This is a genomic window from Enterococcus sp. DIV0682, from assembly GCF_051712685.1.
GTDB lineage: Bacteria > Bacillota > Bacilli > Lactobacillales > Enterococcaceae > Enterococcus > Enterococcus faecalis.
Genome location: NZ_JBIOPK010000001.1, coordinates 973,414 through 993,646, shown reverse-complemented (window position 1 = coordinate 993,646; position 20,233 = coordinate 973,414). Strand labels below are relative to the sequence as shown.

The window sequence follows — 20,233 nt, the reverse complement described above, 5'->3', positions numbered from 1 at the left end:
AACCTCATTCCATGAATGAATCACTAGTCGTTTATTCGATAAATATATGCCCCGTTCTGATCAGGTCCATATAATTTTTCAAAATGAATCGTTGGTGTGTCTAACGGTTCTAATGGTTTATAAACGACCGCATATTTAATCCCATATTCTTTTAATTTTTCTGGAGATAAACGAGCAATAATCGCATCTTTTTGCATCAACTCTAAAACAGGGGTCTGATTTCCTACTTCAACATTGATGTGCGCATAGCGATTATAAATAAATGTGTCTTTTCCTTTTGGATCTAATGGTTTCCAAGCCTCTAAGTCAGGTGTAAAAGCAACACCGTTAAATGTATGCACACCTAACATTGGCAAATAGCCATACATCAAGCGTTCGCCCACCCACAATTGGTTGGGGTCTTTTTTGTTAATTTCTTCCACTTCTACCGCTAATTTTTTTCCATAGACAGCAGAAACGCCTCGAGAAATTGGATTAACAAAGGCACCAGAAACCATAATGATTCCTAATAAGACAAGGACAAATAACGTGCGCCAACGTTTAAATAAAGCAACAATTAAAACGGTAGCGACAACTAAGACACCAATGATGTCCATTCGTGTAACGTATAACCGTAAATTGCCCGTATATAAAACAAAGAAATACAGAACAACATTTAATCCTAGCGCCCCTAACCAGGCCATCATTGGAATTTTTGCTTGGCGATTCCATAAATAATCGATGAACCATAAACTCAATAACACAGCGGCAAACCCAAAGGATAACATCGCCCGTTGTTCTGGCACATAAGACCACAATGTCAACTTAGCAAAAATTGTTGGAAATTGAACGCTCATCCAAACTAAGTTAAATAAACAATACACGAATAAGACAAAACCGTAAATGTTTTCTTTGATTTTTTTATAAAAAATAAATGGTGAGAGCGGCAAAATAACAAAAAATAATTGATAAAAACTACTGATTTCCGAATTATTTGAATATGGAACATCTTGAAACGGCATTTTCCAATTTGTTAAAAATAACAAAATATCGCGTTTAGGCATATCGCCACCTAAACTTACCCGTTTTCCTGGATAAGCGGTATCCATTACTGCTTTTAAGGAATCCAATGAGCCATATAGCGATCCGCCAACAATAATCGCCGTCATCAAGAGTGCCCCACCTATCAGGACCCCATCCCACTTATCCAACTTAATTTTTTTACGAAATTCTAAAAAGAATAAAATTAAAAATAATAAAATCAAATAACCAAGTGGTACTTGTAACGCAGGATAAATAACTAAAACAAATCCTGAGGCCATAATAACAGCCGTTATCGCACAAATGACACGACGTCGAACACTACTATGATAATAGAAATAATTATAAATTCCCACTAAAAAACCTAAGCCAAAAAATACTAAATCTCCAACTGGCGAGACAAACCACCATTGAAGGGCCGAAGAAAACGGAATCCAAACACTTGCTAACAAAGCTAAATATTTATTCCGCCGTGTGACGATCAAACCAATTTCAAAAGAAAATAAAATTAAGCCAATTAATTTAAGATTCCAATACCATGATAAGCCATATTCTTTGCCTAATAGTACATAGCCCCACGTAAAAGGTTTCGCTAACGTGGCCAGATTCCACGCTGGTGAATTATAGCCTACCACCATGTCTTGCCCATTTAACGTAATCACATCATTATGTGTTTTCAAACCTGTTTGTGTTTGTGAGAGGCTAAATGGGGTTTGAACGAGCCATTCATCCGAGCGAACACCTCTTGGTTCACCAGCAATTAATGAACTTTTTTGACCATCCGCATATTCAGAAACATACGCATCCCACATGTTTAATGAACTACCATGGACTTTAAAGGCTACCAGTAAAATAAAAATGACTGCCGCTAGCAGATAGCGCCAGCGTAACAAATGATCAACCAAGCGAGCGCTCTGCTCAGCTTGGTTGCGTAATGGTTGTTTTTCTTTTCTTGTAGTTAGTTGTTGTTCCATCTTTTCGCTCCATTTCGTCATCCGCAATTGCATCTAGTCAATTCGTAATGAAAAGTTGGGAATATCCCTTGTCAGATTAGGATTATAAAATGGATCATTTTCAATTGAAGGTCCCCATTTTTCTTCCATCATCACTTTTTCTTGTTCAAAACGTTTTTTCTTTTTGCCTTTATCATCATATCCACGAGTTTGAGATTCAAAATGATAAAGCTCTGCTTCATGAAGCCAGACATTGTCACGTCCTAAAGCTTGGACTTTCAAGCATAAATCAACATCATTGAAAGCTACGGTAAACGCTTCTTCAAAACCACCAACTGCATCAAAATCTGCTTTTTTCATAAGTAAGCATGCGGCAGTTACTGCTGAATAATTAACATTAATAGCTAACCGACCAAAATAGCCTAAGTCACCATGGGGATAACCATAATGACCATGCCCAGCGACGCCACCTAATCCTAAAATAACGCCTGCGTGTTGGACCGTATTATTTGGATACAATAATTTCGCACCTACACAGCCAATCCGTTCTTGCTGAGCAAATGAAACCATCAAGGTTAACCAATTCTCTGTAATCACTTCGGTATCATTATTTAAAAATAATAAATACTCTCCGTGCGCTTTTTTCGCTGCACGATTGTTAATAGTTGAGAAATTGAATGGAATATCGATTGATTCAACGAAAAAGCGACCAGGTAATTGTTGTTCAAATTCTGCATATAATTCGTGCATTTTTGGATCTGTACTTCCATTGTCAGCCATAATAATCTCGTAATTTTGGTAGGTTGTTTTTTCAATAATCGATGAAACACAACGTTGTACGTCTTTATAGCCATTTTTAGTTGGAATAATAATTGAGACTAACTTTTCAGATTCAATGTCATAATAAACATCGTATAAGCCATTCGCCGCCCCATGCGTTGCATGACCATTAATACCTCGACGAACGAGCGCATCTTGCACGGCTCTTAGCCCCGCTTCAAAAGCATAACCTTTTGAGCCCTGATCCACTGCTGTTGAGGTTGGCAGCATCCGCCAATAGTAAAGAACTTTTGGAATATGTGTGATGCGTTCTTTTGTCGTTTTTTCAGTAAATCTTAAAACTAAATCGTAGTCTTGAGAACCTTCGTAACCTTTTCGAAAGCCGCCAATTTCTTCTAGAATACTCCGACGATACACACCTAAATGCGAAATGTAATTGGTTCCTAAAAGTAAATCAGGTGACCAATCTGGTTTAAAGGCTGGATCAGAACGATTTCCATCCATGTCAATCTTATCTTCATCACTATAAATTAAGTCTAGTTCTGGGTTTTCATTCAGCACTTTAACCACTTCATAAAAAGCATTGATTGCTAATTCATCATCGTTGTCTAGTAAGGCGACAAATTCTCCGGTAGCAATCGCTAAAGCAGAGTTGGTTGCTTCGGAAATATGACCATTTTGTTCACGAAAGACGACCCGAATTCGCTCATCCAATTGCTGGTACTCTGTTAAAATCTTTTTGACATTAGGATCTGTTGAGGCGTCATCGGCCATACATAATTCCCAGTTAGTATAGACTTGATTCAAAATAGAATCAATGCACAACCGAAGCCATTTTTCTTCAACATTATACACTGGCATCGCAATGGAAATTTTAGGTTGGTAATGAAATGTTGCGATTTCTTGTGTCATCGCTTCTATGTCAAGTACTTCATTTCTAGCTAACCAGTTAGGATACGAAGCTTGATTTCTCAGTTTCTCAATTTTCGCTCGTTGAATGGTATGAGAAATACCATTTTTAGCCATATACTTAAATCCTTTTTTGGCTTTTATCCAGAGACGTGTCACTTTATCTTCTGTCCCTGGAATCACTGGATATTTTTTATTCAAGGGAAAATCCACCGTTACAACATGTGCTGATGATTGAAAATGAAAAGGGAGTACTTTTTTTTGTTTAATTCCTTCAAGTGTAACAACAAAGCCAGCTTCAATCGCAGGCTCTGTTTGATAAATTTGATTAACATCTTCACGTAAAACGCGCTGAATGTTATAAGCGGACACTTGGTTTTCATTATTAATTGTGAAAGTTGGGCTTTCTTTAGTGATTGTATCCAACGCCCAACCTGTAATGGTTAAATTATTTGTTGTTTTGTCGCGATAGATACTATCAAAGATCACCTTAATGTCTTCATTCATGTGCATTCTCCTTATAGATGTTTCGGATTTCGGTAGGGATCAACTAAAGCTTCCGCGGTCCATTTTTCCGCAAGTTCTTTATAAGATCCTTTTTTATCATGGTTTTGCATTTTTTCGTCTGCTTTCAAAATTGCATAAGACACATATACATTTCGTTTACCAGCGCTAGCAAATTGTAACGATAAATCGACACCCATCCACTCTTTTCCTAAGTTTTCGTTAATTCCTTCTAAATTTAGGTAAAGTTGTTTGTTGAATAGTAAGCAGTCTTCAGTTGCTGCTTGAATATTTCTTGGTAAAGCAATTCTGTAATAGTAACCTAAGCTTTTACCAGGGGTGCCTTTTTCGGGATAAAGTAATCGACCTTTGTCTGTATCAACTGATACTCCTACTGTTTCCACACGATAGCGTGCGTCAACTACGCGGCCAGTCACTAAACCAGAGGTCTCTTGTTGACCAATGTTCATTAACTCTTTTAACCAATCATTTTTCGTTGGTACCAATCCAGCATTTAATAAAGCCACATATTCTCCCTTAGCAGCTTGAATCATGCCATGACGTGTTTCTGTTGAAACATAACGAAGACGGTCATTTTGGATATTTATTTGATTCTCGAAGCGTGCAGGCAATAGAATTTCATAATTTGTATAGGCAGTTTTTTCTAATAATTGACGTAAGTAACTACTCATATTCTCTGTATCATTCGTAATAATCAATGATACCATCGGCACATGATCATAAAGATAGTTAATTTTATAGGAACCATAAAATTCGGCAATCTCTACTTGTGCTTTTAAGCCACGGCGTTCCGTTGCCGCTTGGACCGCTTTTTGACCAGCTACATAGGCGTAACCTTTGCTTTCAGGGTTTAGAGCAGTCGATGATTCAATGGCACGCCAATGATACATCATACCAGGAATATGCTTGATTTTCGTTGCTTGTTCCGTTGCTCGTAATACGAAATCATAGTCTTGAGCGCCGTTATATGCTGAGTTCAATCCGCCTACTTTTTCTAATAAATCACGTTTCACAACAACAAAGTGTGTAATGTAATTATGGTTTAAAATCAGTTCTGGATTCCAGTCCGATTTGTAAAACGCGTTGAAGCGACGACCATTTTCTGTAATTTTATCTTCATCAGTATAAAGAAAATCAATCGTTGGGTCTGTATTTAAAGCTTTGACCACTTCATATAATGCTTGTGGCGCTAATTCATCATCGTTATCCATGAAACCAACAAAATCGCCAGTAGCAATCGACAAAGCTGAGTTAGTTGCTTCTGAAATATGTCCGTTTTCTTCGCGATAAATAACTTTGATTCGTTGATCTAGTTCTTTATATTTTTCTAGCATAGGCTTAATATGTTCGCTTGGCGATGCATCATCTGCTAAACATAACTCCCAATTTTCATAGTACTGATTTTGTAAAGAAGAGACACATGCTGCAAGCCATTTTTCTTCGACATTATAAACAGGCACAGCGACAGAAATTTTAGGCTGAAATTGGAACGTTTTAATTTCCGCTAAAACTGCCTCCACGTCAACAGGGGCTTCTGCTTTTTCTTGTCGTTTAAAGTACCACTTCACTGAGCCCATCAAACCACGTGTCTGAATCGAACGCCATGCTCGATCAAATTTCGTGCCTGGTTGAACCATGTTTGGACGCTCCACCACGTATTGAACCTTCTGGCCTGATTTGGTGTCAATGTTTAGCGTGTAGGCTGGTAAATCTTCTGGATCTTTAATCGTAATGACAAAACCATAATCTTGATCGCCTTCTAATTCAAACATATCAATAACATCCCGACGATATTCTGTTTCCACCGTATAAGTGACTGATTCACTAGCTTCTGCAATGCTGAATCTTAGCGGATAATTTGTTTGTTTGTCATACGCCCACCCTCTGATAACAGAAACGTTATTTTCTACATCGCGAGCAATATCATCGATGGTTAAATTAATCATTTTATCAAATTTAGTTAACGTGATTCGTTTATATTTTCCAGTAGGCATAGGGGCAGTCTCCGTCTGTTTATTCATTTCTTCTAAAAATTGATTTCTTTCATCTAACAGTGCATGAATAAAGGTATTTTCACGTTCTGAATAGTTGCCTTCAAAGAAATAATCAATGGCTACTGTCAGGTCTTTGCCTGCCATTTGTGCATCGGTTACTTCGATTACAGGTACTTGCGTATCTAAGAAATAATAGATATTCTCTTGTACCAGAAAAGCATTCGTGGCTGCGACTGGGACTGTCTCGCCGTCTATCGTCATGGATAATTTAACAATTGCCCCCGTTAAACTTGGGAATAATTTTATCAGTTGGACGTCTTCTGGTATCTTCAGTTGGAACTGTTTTGTTTCAGGTTTTTGTAAATCAACTGGTTGATCCAACTCAGTCTCTTTTTCTTCGCCGCAATTAATTAAAATATGAACGTTTTTTTCATTGTATGAATTTACTGGTGTCACTCGCTCTGGCTGTTCTACTGGTTCAGCAGTCAAGGCAAAAAAGTACTGATACACTTCGCCAAAGGGACGCGCTTTAAAAGCTGCTTGTACTTCTACAGGTAACGCTTCATACGTCGTAGGAATTTCGTTGTAGCCAACTTGATTAAATGTAAAATCTTCTTTGGCAATGTATAAACCTACTTCTGCAAAAACTTTTTCAAATCCTTCTTGTAAATAGAATGATTTATGCGTAGCATCCAATAGGCCAGTTTCATTCCACGTTAAACGATTATTAAATAAATCAATTAAGACAGAATTATGTGCCAAATTAGGGAAAGTGATTAAAATTTGACCGCCTGGTTTTAAAAATGGTTTGACTTTTGCTAAGGCGCTTTGAGGATTCATTAAATGTTCCAACACATCCGCAAAAACGATATAATCAAACGTCTTACCAGCAAAGTATTCGACCCAATCATTTTCATCAATATTGCCATAAAAGGCATCTGTTGAAAATTGACTGACATGATCATAAAGTTCTTTGTCTAATTCAACAATTGAGACCTGGCACTTTTTTTCTTCCATCAAATAGCTAGTCATTCGCCCATTACCTGGACCAAATTCCAAGACATCACTATTTTCTTTGATTTGTGCTACGATTTTCCCAACACTGGTACTCTCGTCTGTTTCCATTTCAAAATCATACTTCATCTTTTGTCGTATCCTTCCATTTATGATCTAAGATGACAATTCCTTCTCCGGCATAGCGACCGGTAATAAACATCGTCACGTATTTTGTTTTGTAGACTAATGGGACTGTTGCATGTTCCTCAAAGAAAGCAATATCAAAATAATATTCACCTGTTAATAATGACATTTTTTCATATTCTAAATAAAAAACATTCCGTCCTTTTTTCCAAGGAATTTGCACGCCATCTAATAACGTATTTAAGCCACAGACATAATGATTGTCCACTGTTCGAATAGCGACCCCACAAACAGGCTTCTTAATTTGGTCGTTTTTGACAGTATATTCAATTTTTACAATCACTTTTTCATCTTGCGTTACCATTTCTAAGGGTTCATAATCCGCGTTTAAAAGTTCCGCATGATCCACTTCAATAATATCTGGCGTTGGGGTTTCATCTTTCATGGTCGCTTCGCGGTCAACTGTTTTAATTGATTTCTTTTTCAAAAAGTTTTCGTAATTGGTAGTCACGTCCATCGTATCTCCATATTCAACGACTTTCCCGTGTTGCAACCAAAAAGTTCTATCACAAAAACGGCGGATGGAGTTTACATCGTGAGAAACAAATAAAATTGTTTTACCAGAATTTTTAATTTCTGTAAATTTTTCCATACATTTTAATTGAAACTCTAAATCCCCGACAGCCAACGCTTCATCGACAATTAAAATATCGGGATCCACGTTAATGGCTACCGCAAAAGCCAAGCGGACAAACATACCACTAGAGTATGTCTTAACTGGTTGATACAAATGATCGCCGATGTCAGCAAAATCAATGACATCTTGGACACGCTCTTCCATCTCTTCTCGGGAAAAACCCAAGACCATTCCATTTAAGAAAATATTTTCATATCCTGAATATTCAGGGTTAAAACCTGAACCTAATTCAAGCAACGCTGAAATTTTCCCATTAATCACCATGGACCCGGAGGTTGGCGTTAATACTCCTGTAATAATTTTTAACATGGTTGATTTTCCAGAACCATTTTCGCCGACAAAGCCAATCATCTCGCCTTTTTTAATTTGCATCGTGACATCGTCTAACGCATAAAACAAATCGTGGTAAGATTTTTTGGTTGGACTAAGCGCTTCTTTAAACCGATCGGACGGCTTTTTATACATGTTGTATGTTTTGGTAATATGTTGGATATCGATTGCATATTCTGACATGTCGTTCTCTCCTTATAGTACATCTGAAAAATGTGGTTTTAAGCGTCTAAACACGGTTGAGCCAATTAATAGTAAAACAATAGTAACTCCCCAGAAATATAAGCTATATTGCCAATGTTCCCAGAACCATGCACCGCCTAAATAAGATTCGCGGTATCCTTGAACAATATAATATAATGGATTGATTTTTAAGATTGTCGCAATCATTCCAGTTGGTTGCCATAAAATTGGTAATGTCCACATAACTGTTTGCATAATGATATTGATAAATTGCATAATATCAGGTAAAAATGGTTGTGTTGAAGCAGTAATCCACGTAATTGCTGTTAAAAAGACTAATAAACAAGCTAAGTAGTAAATTAATTGCAAACTGTACAGACTTGGGTAATAACCGTTAGCTGTAGTAATTACAAAACCAATTAGAATGAAAAACAAGTGGGTGTACAAGTTCGATAAAATTTTAGACGTTGGTAAAATTTGTACATTAAACACGACTTTTTTAACTAAATAACTATATTCACGAAACACATTCGTGGCTGATAATAACGAATCTGAAAAGAAGAACCAAGGTACCATCCCTGTTACTAAATAGACAATGAACGGCATATTGTCGCCAGCTCTAGAACGAAGGCCTACAGAAAAGACAAACCAATACGTCAAAACAGTTACTAATGGCGTTAAAAACGCCCAGACAATTCCTAGTGCTGAACCAGCATACTTGGCCTTAAAATCATTAAATGAAAATTGTAATAACAATTTTTTGTTCTGAAAAATATTCTTGAAAATTGAAAATGTTTCTTTAAACATATACTTATTCCTTCCGTAATAAACTATTTTTATCTAAAATTTTTGGATACAAAAATGCCATTTTAAACAACATTTCTATTTTATCGATAAACGCCTAGCTTTTCAATAGTAGACCCCTTTTTATAAAGAAAAATTTAACTGATTTCGCTATATTAAAAAATCTTGTCCAATTTTTAGGAGATTATGCTACAATAATGGAGGTCTTGCATTTTTTTGCACGGAAACTATTTTTGAGAGAAGGGAAATTATGGTTCTTTTTATTATTTACGTATTTCTGTCTTCTGCTGGTCTGGTCTTATTTAAACTAGGTTCTAGCAGTTTGAACATCCAACTCCAACAAACAATCTTTTCAATGAATATCTCACTTATTTCTTTATTAGGTTTATTTTGTTATTTAATTAGTTTTATTTTATGGATGTTAATTATTAGTCGTTCCGATGTTTCTTACATTGTTCCTTTAGGCGTTGCCTGTACAAACATTGCTATTTTAATCGCTTCAAATCTGATTCTAAAAGAGACGATCACAACGAATGCCCTTATTGGTGCTGTGGTTATTATTGTCGGCATTGTGATTATGAATCTTAAATAAAAAAGATCGCTATTCATTGAGCTGACCCTTAAATATTAGACTTTCAGGTCCAACTTTTAAGGGTCACTACACATTAGCGATCTTTTTTATTTTCTTCAGATTTCATGATAGATAATTCTTGCAATAATGTTTTAATGCGATTTTCGTGTTTTGAAATCAACACAGAATTTTTAATTTCCATGATTAAAAGGACAATCACCGCAGCTGATAATAAGAAGTTTGATGTTGTTTCAAACCCAAAGGCCATTGCTAACCATTCTGCCACATGCGGGAAAATAGCAAAAATAATTAAGACAATTGAGATTAATAACCAAATCAAAGCATTTTTTAGGAGAAAAATATTTTTATTAATTCCTCGAATAATGTATAAGAAAAAGCCAATTGCAAATAAAAATAAAGCTAGCCATAACACGGTTGGTAGCATTAATCTCCCTCCTTCATAAAGGCAGCAATCAGAATTGCTGAGCCGACTTCCAGCATATACTTCACAGAAGCCAAGGCACGAATCGAAGAAACACCACCAAGCCGTTCCATCATATTGACAGGTCTTTCAACAATCACAAAACGTTTTTTAATTAAGTGAACAATCGATTCTGGCTCAGGATAATTTGTCGGATAACGCTTTGCAAAAAAAGCAATCACTTTCCGATTTCCCGCTCGATAACCAGAAGTCACATCATAAATTGTTTTACCAGAAGCCATTCGAATGCAAAAAGATAACAAACGAATACCAAAACGGCGCATTTTCGTACTTTGAAAAGACGCTTCGTTTCCAGGAATGAAACGAGAGCCAATCGAAAAATCACATTTACCCTCTGCTAATGGTTCCAGTAAAATAGGTAAACTATTGATATCATGTTGACCATCACCATCAAACTGAACCGCAACATCATACTCATTTTCTAAGGCATATTTATAGCCGGTCTGTACCGCCCCGCCAATACCTAAATTCAACACTAAATGAATGGCATTAATTTGGTTGGCTTCTAAAATTTGTTTGGTTCCATCTGTCGAGCCATCATTAATTACCACATAATCCAATTCATGTTGAAAATGCGTAACTTCCTGTTTAAATGTTTCAATGGAAGCAATCGTCCGCAAAATGTTTTCTTCCTCATTGTAAGCAGGAATGATTAAAAGTACCTTCATAAAGAGAAACACCTTTCCACTTTTTCTCTAACAAAACCCCTCACTTACACAAAACAATTTATTGTTGAACATTTTCTAACATTTGTGCTAAGGCTTCTTGCCAAGTAGGAATTTTAAAGCCTAACGCTTCTGTTTTATTTAAATCCATGACAGAATATTGTGGTCTTTGCGCCTTTTGTGGAAATTGAGTTGAATCCACTGGCAGTACTTCCACTTCAGTATCTTTTAAAATTTCTTTAGCAAACTGATACCAGCTACAGCTGTTTTCATTAGACAAATGATAAACACCAAATGGCGCTTTTTCTGCAATAACAAATGCCATAAATTCGGCTAACGTTCTTGTCCAAGTTGGGCGGCCAAACTGATCGTCCACTACCGTTAGTTGGTCTCTTGTTTCCGCTAATTTTTGCATGGTAAAGACAAAGTTATGACCGTATTGACCAAATACCCATGATGTTCGAATAATATAATAGTCGTCCAGGATTTCTTGTACCGCTTGTTCCCCTAATAACTTCGTCCGACCATACTCATTTAAAGGATTCGGTTGATCATCAATCGCATAGACGCCTTCTTTTTTAGTTCCATCAAAAATATAATCTGTACTTACGTAAACAAGTGTCGCCCCCACTGCTTTAGCAGCTTCTGCAACATGACGTGTGCCATCTACATTCACTTTTTCATCTAATTCCTTGCCTTCGTCTTCTGCTTTATCAACAGCTGTATAAGCAGCACAATGATAAATGACGCTTGGTTGAATTTCTTTCACTTTTGCCAACGTACTATCCGCATCAGTAATATCTAATTCTGTTGAATCCGTCGAAACATACTCAATTCCTTGTTCGTCTAATAGGTGACGTAATTCTGTGCCCAATTGGCCATTTCCACCAGTAATTAAAATCATTTTTTTCGCTCCTTCTTGAAAAAAAGGCAGGGCAAAGTAGCTTTTGTACTTTGCCATCGCCTTTCGACTGTTATCTCACATGTCAGAAAAAATTACTGACCATTTTGTGCATATTTTGCTTCAACAGCTTCTTTATCTGCACGCCACCAGTCTTCATTTTCTGTATACCACTTGATTGTTTCTGCCAAGCCTTCACGGAAATTCGTGAATTCTGGTTCCCAACCTAATTCTTCGCGTAATCTGGTTGAATCAATCGCATAACGTAAGTCATGTCCTGCACGATCGTTGACATGCTCATAGGCATCAACAGGTTGTCCCATTAATTCTAAAATTAATTCCATCACTGTTTTATTGTCTTCTTCACCATCGGCTCCGATTAAATATGTTTCGCCAATTTGCCCTTTTGTTAAAATTGCCCAAACAGCCGAAGAATGGTCGTTTGTATGAATCCAGTCACGAACATTTTTACCAGCACCATAAAGTTTTGGTGTAATGCCGCTTAAGACATTGGTAATTTGACGAGGAATAAATTTTTCAATATGTTGATATGGACCATAGTTATTTGAACAATTTGAAATTGTTGCTTGTAAGTTGAAAGAGCGAACCCACGCTTTGACTAACAAGTCAGATCCTGCTTTTGTTGAAGAATAAGGACTTGAAGGATTGTAAGGCGTTTCGGCAGTGAATTTTTCCCCTTCGCCTTCTCCATGTCCTGGTAAATCTTCTCTTAAAGGTAAATCGCCATAAACTTCATCAGTCGATACATGGTGGTAACGAACATTGTTTTTACGGCAAGCTTCGATCAATGTGTACGTCCCAATCAGATTGGTTTGTACAAATGGGAATGGGTCGTTTAATGAGTTGTCGTTATGCGATTCAGCAGCATAGTGAACGACCGCATCTGTTTCAGCGACTAAACGATTAACTAATTCAGCATCAGCGATATCTCCTACGACTAATTCCACACGATCACTTGGTAGACCTTCAAGATTTTTTTCATTTCCTGCATACGTTAATTTATCTAATACAGTTACATGAACTTCTGGATGATTCTTTACAACATAATGAACAAAATTTGAGCCGATAAAACCAGCTCCACCTGTTACGATGATTTTTTTCATAATTGAAACTCTCCTACTTTTTTCTTAAATTTCGCCATAGATAAACGGATTTTCCGCTTCAAATTCTTTTAAGGTTGGATGTTTTTGATCCTTTTCTGACGTAATCGCTTTTTCTGGCGCAATTGGCCAATCAATAGCTAACGCTGGATCGTTAAAAGCAATACCGCCGTCTGCTGCCGCATTGTAGTAATTGTCACACTTGTACATAAAGTTCACGTTCGGTGTCAAGGTGACAAAACCATGAGCAAAACCTTTTGGTACTAAAAGCTGACGGTGATTATGTTCTGATAAAATGTAGCCTTCCCATTGACCATAGGTTGGACTCCCTTTACGAATATCAACAATCACATCTAATACCGCACCTGTTACAACGCGAATTAGTTTTGTTTGCGCAGCTTCGCCTTTTTGAAAATGCAATCCACGCAAGACACCTGCTTCTGTTGATAATGAATGATTATCTTGGACAAAATCAAAGTCTAATCCATGTTCTGCAAATTTAGCTTTGGAATAACTTTCTGTAAAAAAGCCACGATGATCACCGAAAACATCCAATTCGATAATTTTGACATCTTGTAATTTTGTATCAATAACTTTCACGTTTCTTCGCTCCTATTCTGCTGCTAAACGTAGCAAGTATTGGCCGTAGCCATTTTTCTTCAATGGTTGTGCCAATTCTACCAATTGTTCTTTTGTAATATAGCCCATTCGATAAGCAATTTCTTCCAAACAAGCGACTTTTAAATTTTGACGTTTTTCAATTGTTTCAATAAATGTTGACGCTTCTAATAAGGATTCGTGTGTGCCTGTATCTAACCAAGCAAAGCCACGGCCCATTACCTCAACAGAAAGTTTATTTTTTTCAAGGTAGACTTTATTAACGTCTGTTATTTCTAATTCCCCACGTTCTGACGGTTTGATCCCTTTTGCAATTTCAACCACTTCATTGTCGTAAAAATACAAACCTGTCACTGCGTAATTTGACTTCGGTTGTGCTGGTTTTTCTTCAATAGAAAGCGCCCGCATCTCTTCATCAAATTCTACCACGCCGAAACGCTCTGGATCATTTACATGGTAACCAAAGACTGTTGCCCCTGACTCTTTAGAAGCCGCTCGTTGCAACATTTTTGATAAGCCGCCACCATAATAAATATTGTCCCCTAAAACTAAGCAGACACTGTCATCACCAATAAATTCTTCACCAATAATAAATGCTTGCGCCAAACCATCTGGGCTTTCTTGTACCGCGTATTCGATATGAATGCCTAAATCATGGCCATCGCCGAATAAGCTTTCAAAACGTGGTGTATCTTCTGGTGTAGAGATAATCAAAATTTCATTAATTCCCGCCAACATTAACGTTGACATTGGGTAATAAATCATTGGTTTGTCGTAAATTGGCATTAATTGTTTTGATGTTGCTTTTGTTAACGGATATAAGCGTGTCCCGCTTCCGCCTGCTAAAATAATTCCTTTCATGAACAATCTCCTTAAATACTTCTATTTTTAGTTTCTATAAAACCAAATATCCTTCCCTATTATCGCATTAAGCATAGGGTTTGTCATGTTTTTTACGTAAATTTTACAAATCTGTAAAGGTTTAGCGCTGTTCCTTTAAACGCTGATGTAAAGCTTTTAATAAATTCACACGCCAATTTAATTTTTGTTGGAAACTTGTTTTGGTAATAATAGGGCTGACATTCGCTCCATGTCTTCGGTAAAGCACTAATGGTTCTTTAATGAGACCCGTTTGCTTCTTCCGTGCAGCTAATAAGCCAATCCACATATCATGCATAGGAACTTCCGGCGGAATGGGTAAAATGACGTTTTTCATCTCTTGACGAAAGGCCATACCTGCCCCAATATAGCCACTTTTTATCGCATTTCGCCAAAATCCTGGTTTGACTTTTCGAAACTTAAAATAAGAGGGATTGGTAACTTGTAAATCCGCATCAACAATTTTCAAGTCACTAATAACCACTTGGATGTCAGGGTGCGTTTCAAAATATTCTGTCACCGTCGTTACTTTATTTGGCAACCAAACGTCATCTTGATCTGCTAAAAATATTACTTTGCCTTTCGTATGCGTAAGCGCAAATGCAAAATTAGCAATCACTCCTTGCCCTGGACCTTGTAACAATTGAATTTGGGGATAATTCGCTGCATACGTCCTCAAAATTTCCAACGTATGATCAGTAGAACCATCATCTGAAATAATTAGTTCATCTTCTTCACTGACTTGTAAAAGAATACTATCTAATTGTTCCGCGAGATATTTTTCTCCATTATATGTCGCAATACAAACTGAGATCATAGATTATCCTTTCATTAACTTGAGAAATTCTGCCAATGTTTGCCGCCAAATTTGGCGATTTTTGACAGTTAAAAATTGCTTACTACTGCGTAAAAATAAATGGCGTCGATGATGGGAAAACTTTTCTTGATCATATCGACGATAAAATAACGTTTCTGCTTCAATAATAGAGCGATAACGTTGAGGACTCATTGTACGATAATCTAAAACAGACAATTCTTGTTTTAGGTGGATTGGTAAGACTTCAATCTTTTTATTGGCTTGATTCAATTGATAAAAGAACCAATGATCTAAATAATCCAAAGGAAATTCTTCCGAAAATCCTTCCAACCAGCGCAGTGTTTCTGCCGTAATGACTGTACCAGAATTGATAGCCATCAACGGTTGGTTGGCTATCCCTGCTGTTGGCTTTGCTCCTTTAAGTCCAACATATTGATCACTATAAACTGGCGAAATTTGTTGTCCATTTGCTTCTACAATTGGAACATAGACTGCCACAGTCGGATCTAATGGCATGATGATCAACGTATCAAAATAAGAGGCTGGCACTTCTGTGTCTTGGTCAAGGAGCAACAATAATTCACATTGATTCGCTTGACTAAAAGCAATCGCTTCATTATAAGCGGTCGCTAGGCCTGGATTATCAGGATTATGTCGATAAGTAACATTTTGTTGTAAAAATAATGCATCTTCTTGAGGAAGTGGGCTGTTGTCATAAATAAATAAGTGCAATTCGGGATGATTTACCACTTCTTTTAATAACAAATAATTCGGCGTATCAGCTATTTTCATTTGATATAAGACGATGACTACCGCTAATCTTTGACTCATTAAAAGAACCTCCAGCCCCATTTGTTAAAAAATTTCCCCATTGATTGCATAAAGATTTTAAACAATTTTCGACTTTTATGGGCGCCCTTTTCATACATGTGAACAACCGTTTCAAAAGGCGTATAGAGAATCCGATAGCCTGCTTTGCCAAAACGTAAACATAAATCGTTGTCTTCAAAGTACATGAAGAAACGTTCATCGAACCCACCAATTTCAACGAATTTTTCACGATCAATCAACATAAAACAGCCTGAGCCCATTTTAATATCCGTTGTTTCTGTATCCGACAAATCGCGACATTCATAAATACTCAAACGTTTATCAAAAATTTTCTTTACAAATTGAAAGGGAATAAAACGTAACATATAATCGAAGACATCTAATTTTTGACGAACTAAATATTGCGTCGTGCCATCTTCATTTAACACTTTAGGGCTAACGACTGCAATGTTCTTATCTATTTTGATACGGTCTAATAGACGATCAAGCACGTCTTTAGTAACCAAAACATCGGGATTAAAAATAATTGCATATTTTGTCGAAGCATTGAATAACACTTGATTATGACCATGACCAAACCCTTGATTTTCTTCAGCGCGATGGATAGTAATAAATGGTTCATATGTTGTTAATTTTTCAAGATACGCTGTTTCAGAATGGTTGTCATAGATATGAATATCATAAATACTATCAGTACCTAGTTCAGCTTTTAATTGGTCTAGTACATTAAAAATGTAACGACTATTATAAGTGACAATCGAGATTGTTACCATTTCTTGCATGCTCATTTCTCCTTACTACTGAAACATCGTCTTAAAAAAAAAGCATATGTTTCACACATATACTTTTTTAAGTTTAATGGAATTATATCATAGGTTTACGCTCTCGCAAAGCAACCTAAAGATTTCTTTACTTTCTCTTAGAATGCTTGCCAAGTCGCTTTTTCATTTGCTCCTGACGATATTCACGATTCCCTAAAATCCGTAACAAATACATCAACGGTTGATGTCCTTCGCCAACTAGACCGATTAGTTCAATGAATAGTTCTAAGCCAATTAAACAAAAGACAATTAATAAAATTGATGCTACTGTACTTGAATAGCTGAACAATAAAGAAACAAAGGAAAAAACTAACGCTAACGCATAAATAGTCATGACCGCCCCTTTATGGGTAAAACCTAAAGATAACAAGCGGTGATGCAAATGCATTTTATCTGCTGAGGAAATGGGCTTCTTGTTCAATAGCCGTCGAATAATTGCATAAACCGTATCCGTAATTGGCACACCTAAAATCACCATTGGCGTAATTACCGTAATAAACGTAGCATTTTTCAAGCCCTGTAACGACATTACTGCAATCATAAACCCGAGGAATAACGCCCCGGTATCTCCTAGAAATATTTTAGCCGGATAAAAATTGTATGGGAAAAATCCCGCAATGCTCGCAACTAAAATAAAAATAACAATTGGAATATAGACCGTTTTAGCATGTAGGAAAAAATACCCTGTAATACCAATCGTGGTTAATCCAATAATGGATACGCCTGATGCTAAACCATCCAAACCATCAATTAAATTTACTGCATTCGTAATCGCTAAAATCCACAATAAAGTTAGTGGTAAACTAAACCAGCGTAAATCAATCATTCCAACAACTGGCAACGTCACAAAATCTATCCGAATTCCAGCAACAAAATAAATAACTAATGCTGCTAACAAAATACCGATTGTTTTTTTCATTGGAGTAATCTCTTTAATATCATCAATGAGGCCTGTCAAAACAACCATTCCACCAGCCAAAATAATCGGCCAAATATAATCTTGTGGGATAATCGAACGAAAAATCAATAAACATGAACTAGCAAAAGCAATGTAGATTGCAAGTCCTCCTGCTGTAGGCATATTTTTGGTATTGATTCGTCGCTCTCCTGGTGCATCATAGGCGCCAATCCGAAACGCTAGAAGCTTAACAAGTGGTGTTAATAGCAAAGATAAGATAAATGTCATAAATAAACGTATCAAAACTTCATAAATAAATAGTGACATAGTCGAACCCACTTTCTTCTCGTTCAGGGTATATTATACCGTAAACTGAAGCATTTACAAGCTGAAACATGTGTTCTGGCAACGGTTTAGACTTTTTTAAAGAAATCCATTTATTTTTTCCTTTTAAACCATCTAAACAAGCGTTGTTCAAAACTTGGTTGTTTTTTTTCTTTATCTCCAGATAAGTATTCATCAACGACAGCGTTGACAATCGCTCCTAAAATAATAATCGTGGCAGCAAAATTCAACCATAACATCAAGATGATAAAACTCCCGATGATTTGATAACTTGCGATTCTAGAACTAAAATATTTTACGTACAAACCAAAAATTTGTGATAATAGCATCCAACCGACTGTCGAAAAAATAGCCCCTGGCAAAATAGAACGTAACGATAATTTCCGATTAGGAACGACCGCATAAATCAAACACATAATCACTAATAAAACAACGGTCGTTAACGGCCATTTTAACGCTTGGAAAGTATCGATCACAGATGTTGAGTAATGGAAAATTGGTTGCAATAATTCAATAATGTACTGACCCAGACCTAAAATTACTACTACACCAACAATCGCTACCATAAATAACAAAATAACTAAAAATGAGACCACTCTTACGAGAATAAAATTTTTCCTTTGTTCGACACCAAAAGCTTTATTCATCGCATTTTGTAGTGCATTAATACTTTGACTGGCACTCCAAAATGCTGCTAAAGCGGAAACAGAAAGCAACCCGCCTGAACGTTGAGTCAGTAGTGAACGAATCGCTGGTTCTAAGTTCTTATAAACATCTTTCGGAATCGCCTCTGCAATATAAGGCAACACAGAATTAGGGTCGATTCTTAAATAAGGTAAGACATTACCTACCGCAATCAGTAATGGAAACAGCGAGAGTAATAAATAATAGGCAACAACCACTGAGCTGTTGCCTATTTCGGCTGTGACCATGTGACTTTGCGTTGTCTCAATAAAACGCATCAAAGATTGATTCTTTTTGATGTTGTCGAGAAACTTCATCACACACTCTCCTTATTAATAAGTCAATTCTTCGCCTTGTGACGTTAAGATTCTTGGACCTTCTTTCGTAATCGCTAATGAATGTTCATATTGACAACTTAGACCGCCATCTTCAGTATAAGCAGTCCAACCATTTGGGTCCATTTTCATGCGCCAAGTTCCTGTGTTAACCATTGGCTCAATGGTAATAACCATTCCCTCTTTTAAACGTAGTCCTTTACCTGCTTCACCATAGTGAGGAATCATTGGACTTTCATGGATAGTTGGGCCAATGCCGTGGCCTACAAAATCGCGAACTACCCCGTAGCCTTCTCCTTCTACATACGTTTGAATTGCATGACCAATGTCGCCAATTCTATTTCCTACTTGTGCTTGGTCAATCCCAAGATATAGCGCTTTTTTGGTTACTTCCATCAAGCGATCAATTTCAGGTGTTGATTCACCCACGACATAAGACCAGCATGAATCAGAGATTGCGCCCTTTAAGTCGACACACATATCTACTTTGATTAGGTCGCCATCTTTTAATACTTTTTTACGAGGAAATCCGTGGCAGATTTCGTCGTTGATACTACAACAAGTAGCATATTTGTAGCCTTCATAGCCAATTTGAGCCGCCACGCCACCATGACTTTCAATAAAGTCTCTCACAAATACTTCAATATCCCAGCTTGTAATGCCAGGTTTAATAAACGTCCGTAAATGACGGTGAACATCCGCTAATAATTCCCCTGATTCATCCATCATTTCAATTTCTCGTGGTGATTTTAATGTAATCATACTATCTCTCCTAAACTTGTTTCATTCAAATTATTTTATCACATTTTTGGCAAAAAAGATTGTTCAAACACCAATTTTCAAAAAGTCCCTTAATAAAAGCACTCGCTAGTCTTTTATAAGAAATGCGCATCTGCTATAATAAGTGACA

General features: G+C 36.7%; 18 protein-coding genes. 1 reads left to right on the top strand and 17 read right to left on the bottom strand.

Annotation, left to right across the window (positions count from 1 at the left end; translation table 11 throughout):
- Positions 1 to 23: 23 nt before the first annotated feature.
- The 5 genes from IGK96_RS04800 to IGK96_RS04780 are packed head-to-tail and all read right to left on the bottom strand — an operon-like array spanning position 24 to position 9,338.
- A complete protein-coding gene (locus IGK96_RS04800) occupies positions 24 to 2,027 on the bottom strand; it encodes a DUF7657 domain-containing protein (protein WP_002383759.1) in 2,004 nt (667 codons plus the stop codon).
- The gene (locus tag IGK96_RS04795; protein WP_014862218.1) at positions 2,028 to 4,169 is read right to left on the bottom strand and encodes a glycosyltransferase family 2 protein; all 2,142 of its coding nucleotides are present in this window, start codon (positions 4,167 to 4,169) and stop codon (positions 2,028 to 2,030) included.
- 11 nt (positions 4,170 to 4,180) lie between these two features.
- Positions 4,181 to 7,324, bottom strand: coding sequence for a glycosyltransferase (locus IGK96_RS04790; protein WP_010828888.1), 3,144 nt, complete (start codon positions 7,322 to 7,324; stop codon positions 4,181 to 4,183).
- On the bottom strand, positions 7,314 to 8,531 hold the full coding sequence (locus IGK96_RS04785; RefSeq protein ID WP_002356901.1) for an ABC transporter ATP-binding protein: 1,218 nt from the start codon (positions 8,529 to 8,531) through the stop codon (positions 7,314 to 7,316). The genes IGK96_RS04790 and IGK96_RS04785 overlap by 11 nt, the downstream gene beginning before the upstream one ends.
- A gap of 12 nt (positions 8,532 to 8,543) precedes the next feature.
- A complete protein-coding gene (locus IGK96_RS04780; RefSeq protein WP_002356900.1) occupies positions 8,544 to 9,338 on the bottom strand; it encodes an ABC transporter permease in 795 nt (264 codons plus the stop codon).
- A gap of 247 nt (positions 9,339 to 9,585) precedes the next feature.
- Here IGK96_RS04780 and IGK96_RS04775 point away from each other — a divergent pair, with 247 nt between their 5' ends.
- On the top strand, positions 9,586 to 9,927 hold the full coding sequence (locus IGK96_RS04775) for an EamA family transporter (protein ID WP_002356899.1): 342 nt from the start codon (positions 9,586 to 9,588) through the stop codon (positions 9,925 to 9,927).
- A gap of 73 nt (positions 9,928 to 10,000) precedes the next feature.
- Here the strand turns inward: IGK96_RS04775 and IGK96_RS04770 are convergent, their stop codons facing one another.
- The 12 genes from IGK96_RS04770 to map all read right to left on the bottom strand — a co-directional run bounded on the left by IGK96_RS04770 (position 10,001) and on the right by map (position 20,085).
- Positions 10,001 to 10,351 carry a DUF2304 domain-containing protein gene (locus tag IGK96_RS04770; RefSeq protein WP_002356898.1) on the bottom strand — a complete coding sequence of 117 codons (351 nt, stop codon included), beginning with the start codon at positions 10,349 to 10,351 and terminating at the stop codon, positions 10,001 to 10,003.
- Complete coding sequence (locus IGK96_RS04765) at positions 10,351 to 11,076, bottom strand: glycosyltransferase family 2 protein (protein ID WP_002379615.1); 726 nt, start codon at positions 11,074 to 11,076, stop codon at positions 10,351 to 10,353. Before IGK96_RS04765 ends, IGK96_RS04770 begins: the two co-directional genes overlap by 1 nt.
- 58 nt (positions 11,077 to 11,134) lie before the next feature.
- Positions 11,135 to 11,977: a dTDP-4-dehydrorhamnose reductase gene (gene rfbD / locus IGK96_RS04760; RefSeq protein ID WP_010707333.1), complete on the bottom strand. Its 843-nt coding sequence runs from the start codon at positions 11,975 to 11,977 to the stop codon at positions 11,135 to 11,137.
- 92 nt (positions 11,978 to 12,069) lie between these two features.
- Positions 12,070 to 13,098, bottom strand: a complete 1,029-nt coding sequence (rfbB, locus tag IGK96_RS04755; protein WP_002359895.1) for a dTDP-glucose 4,6-dehydratase — start codon at positions 13,096 to 13,098, stop codon at positions 12,070 to 12,072.
- A gap of 24 nt (positions 13,099 to 13,122) precedes the next feature.
- Positions 13,123 to 13,695 (bottom strand): dTDP-4-dehydrorhamnose 3,5-epimerase, encoded by a 573-nt coding sequence (gene rfbC / locus IGK96_RS04750; RefSeq protein WP_085443024.1) that lies wholly within the window; start codon positions 13,693 to 13,695, stop codon positions 13,123 to 13,125.
- 12 nt (positions 13,696 to 13,707) lie between these two features.
- The gene (gene rfbA / locus IGK96_RS04745) at positions 13,708 to 14,574 is read right to left on the bottom strand and encodes a glucose-1-phosphate thymidylyltransferase RfbA (protein WP_002364387.1); all 867 of its coding nucleotides are present in this window, start codon (positions 14,572 to 14,574) and stop codon (positions 13,708 to 13,710) included.
- A 121-nt stretch (positions 14,575 to 14,695) separates the two neighbouring features.
- Positions 14,696 to 15,409 carry a glycosyltransferase family 2 protein gene (locus IGK96_RS04740; protein ID WP_033625056.1) on the bottom strand — a complete coding sequence of 238 codons (714 nt, stop codon included), beginning with the start codon at positions 15,407 to 15,409 and terminating at the stop codon, positions 14,696 to 14,698.
- A 3-nt stretch (positions 15,410 to 15,412) separates the two neighbouring features.
- The gene (locus tag IGK96_RS04735) at positions 15,413 to 16,240 is read right to left on the bottom strand and encodes a glycosyltransferase (protein WP_033625057.1); all 828 of its coding nucleotides are present in this window, start codon (positions 16,238 to 16,240) and stop codon (positions 15,413 to 15,415) included.
- Entirely contained in the window at positions 16,240 to 17,028 is a 789-nt protein-coding gene (locus tag IGK96_RS04730; protein ID WP_002359892.1) for a glycosyltransferase family 2 protein, read from the bottom strand. The genes IGK96_RS04735 and IGK96_RS04730 overlap by 1 nt, the downstream gene beginning before the upstream one ends.
- 121 nt (positions 17,029 to 17,149) lie before the next feature.
- Positions 17,150 to 18,286, bottom strand: coding sequence for an MraY family glycosyltransferase (locus IGK96_RS04725; RefSeq protein WP_002366956.1), 1,137 nt, complete (start codon positions 18,284 to 18,286; stop codon positions 17,150 to 17,152).
- Between the two features lie 110 nt (positions 18,287 to 18,396).
- Complete coding sequence (locus IGK96_RS04720; RefSeq protein WP_010713249.1) at positions 18,397 to 19,305, bottom strand: YihY/virulence factor BrkB family protein; 909 nt, start codon at positions 19,303 to 19,305, stop codon at positions 18,397 to 18,399.
- Positions 19,306 to 19,320: 15 nt separating this feature from the next.
- The gene (gene map / locus IGK96_RS04715; RefSeq protein WP_002389095.1) at positions 19,321 to 20,085 is read right to left on the bottom strand and encodes a type I methionyl aminopeptidase; all 765 of its coding nucleotides are present in this window, start codon (positions 20,083 to 20,085) and stop codon (positions 19,321 to 19,323) included.
- Between the last annotated feature and the right edge of the window lie 148 nt (positions 20,086 to 20,233).

Coding starts and splice junctions, on each gene's coding strand:
- IGK96_RS04735 (WP_033625057.1), bottom strand. CDS start 16,240: ATGAGTCAAAGATTAGCGGTAGTCATCGTCTTATATCAAATGAAAATA.
- IGK96_RS04770 (WP_002356898.1), bottom strand. CDS start 10,351: ATGCTACCAACCGTGTTATGGCTAGCTTTATTTTTATTTGCAATTGGC.
- IGK96_RS04790 (WP_010828888.1), bottom strand. CDS start 7,324: ATGAAGTATGATTTTGAAATGGAAACAGACGAGAGTACCAGTGTTGGG.
- IGK96_RS04740 (WP_033625056.1), bottom strand. CDS start 15,409: ATGATCTCAGTTTGTATTGCGACATATAATGGAGAAAAATATCTCGCG.
- IGK96_RS04800 (WP_002383759.1), bottom strand. CDS start 2,027: ATGCAATTGCGGATGACGAAATGGAGCGAAAAGATGGAACAACAACTA.
- IGK96_RS04785 (WP_002356901.1), bottom strand. CDS start 8,531: ATGTCAGAATATGCAATCGATATCCAACATATTACCAAAACATACAAC.
- IGK96_RS04720 (WP_010713249.1), bottom strand. CDS start 19,305: ATGAAGTTTCTCGACAACATCAAAAAGAATCAATCTTTGATGCGTTTT.
- IGK96_RS04795 (WP_014862218.1), bottom strand. CDS start 4,169: ATGAATGAAGACATTAAGGTGATCTTTGATAGTATCTATCGCGACAAA.
- IGK96_RS04730 (WP_002359892.1), bottom strand. CDS start 17,028: ATGAGCATGCAAGAAATGGTAACAATCTCGATTGTCACTTATAATAGT.
- IGK96_RS04765 (WP_002379615.1), bottom strand. CDS start 11,076: ATGAAGGTACTTTTAATCATTCCTGCTTACAATGAGGAAGAAAACATT.
- IGK96_RS04780 (WP_002356900.1), bottom strand. CDS start 9,338: ATGTTTAAAGAAACATTTTCAATTTTCAAGAATATTTTTCAGAACAAA.
- rfbD (WP_010707333.1), bottom strand. CDS start 11,977: ATGATTTTAATTACTGGTGGAAATGGCCAATTGGGCACAGAATTACGT.
- rfbA (WP_002364387.1), bottom strand. CDS start 14,574: ATGAAAGGAATTATTTTAGCAGGCGGAAGCGGGACACGCTTATATCCG.
- IGK96_RS04725 (WP_002366956.1), bottom strand. CDS start 18,286: ATGTCACTATTTATTTATGAAGTTTTGATACGTTTATTTATGACATTT.
- rfbB (WP_002359895.1), bottom strand. CDS start 13,098: ATGAAAAAAATCATCGTAACAGGTGGAGCTGGTTTTATCGGCTCAAAT.
- IGK96_RS04775 (WP_002356899.1), top strand. CDS start 9,586: ATGGTTCTTTTTATTATTTACGTATTTCTGTCTTCTGCTGGTCTGGTC.
- map (WP_002389095.1), bottom strand. CDS start 20,085: ATGATTACATTAAAATCACCACGAGAAATTGAAATGATGGATGAATCA.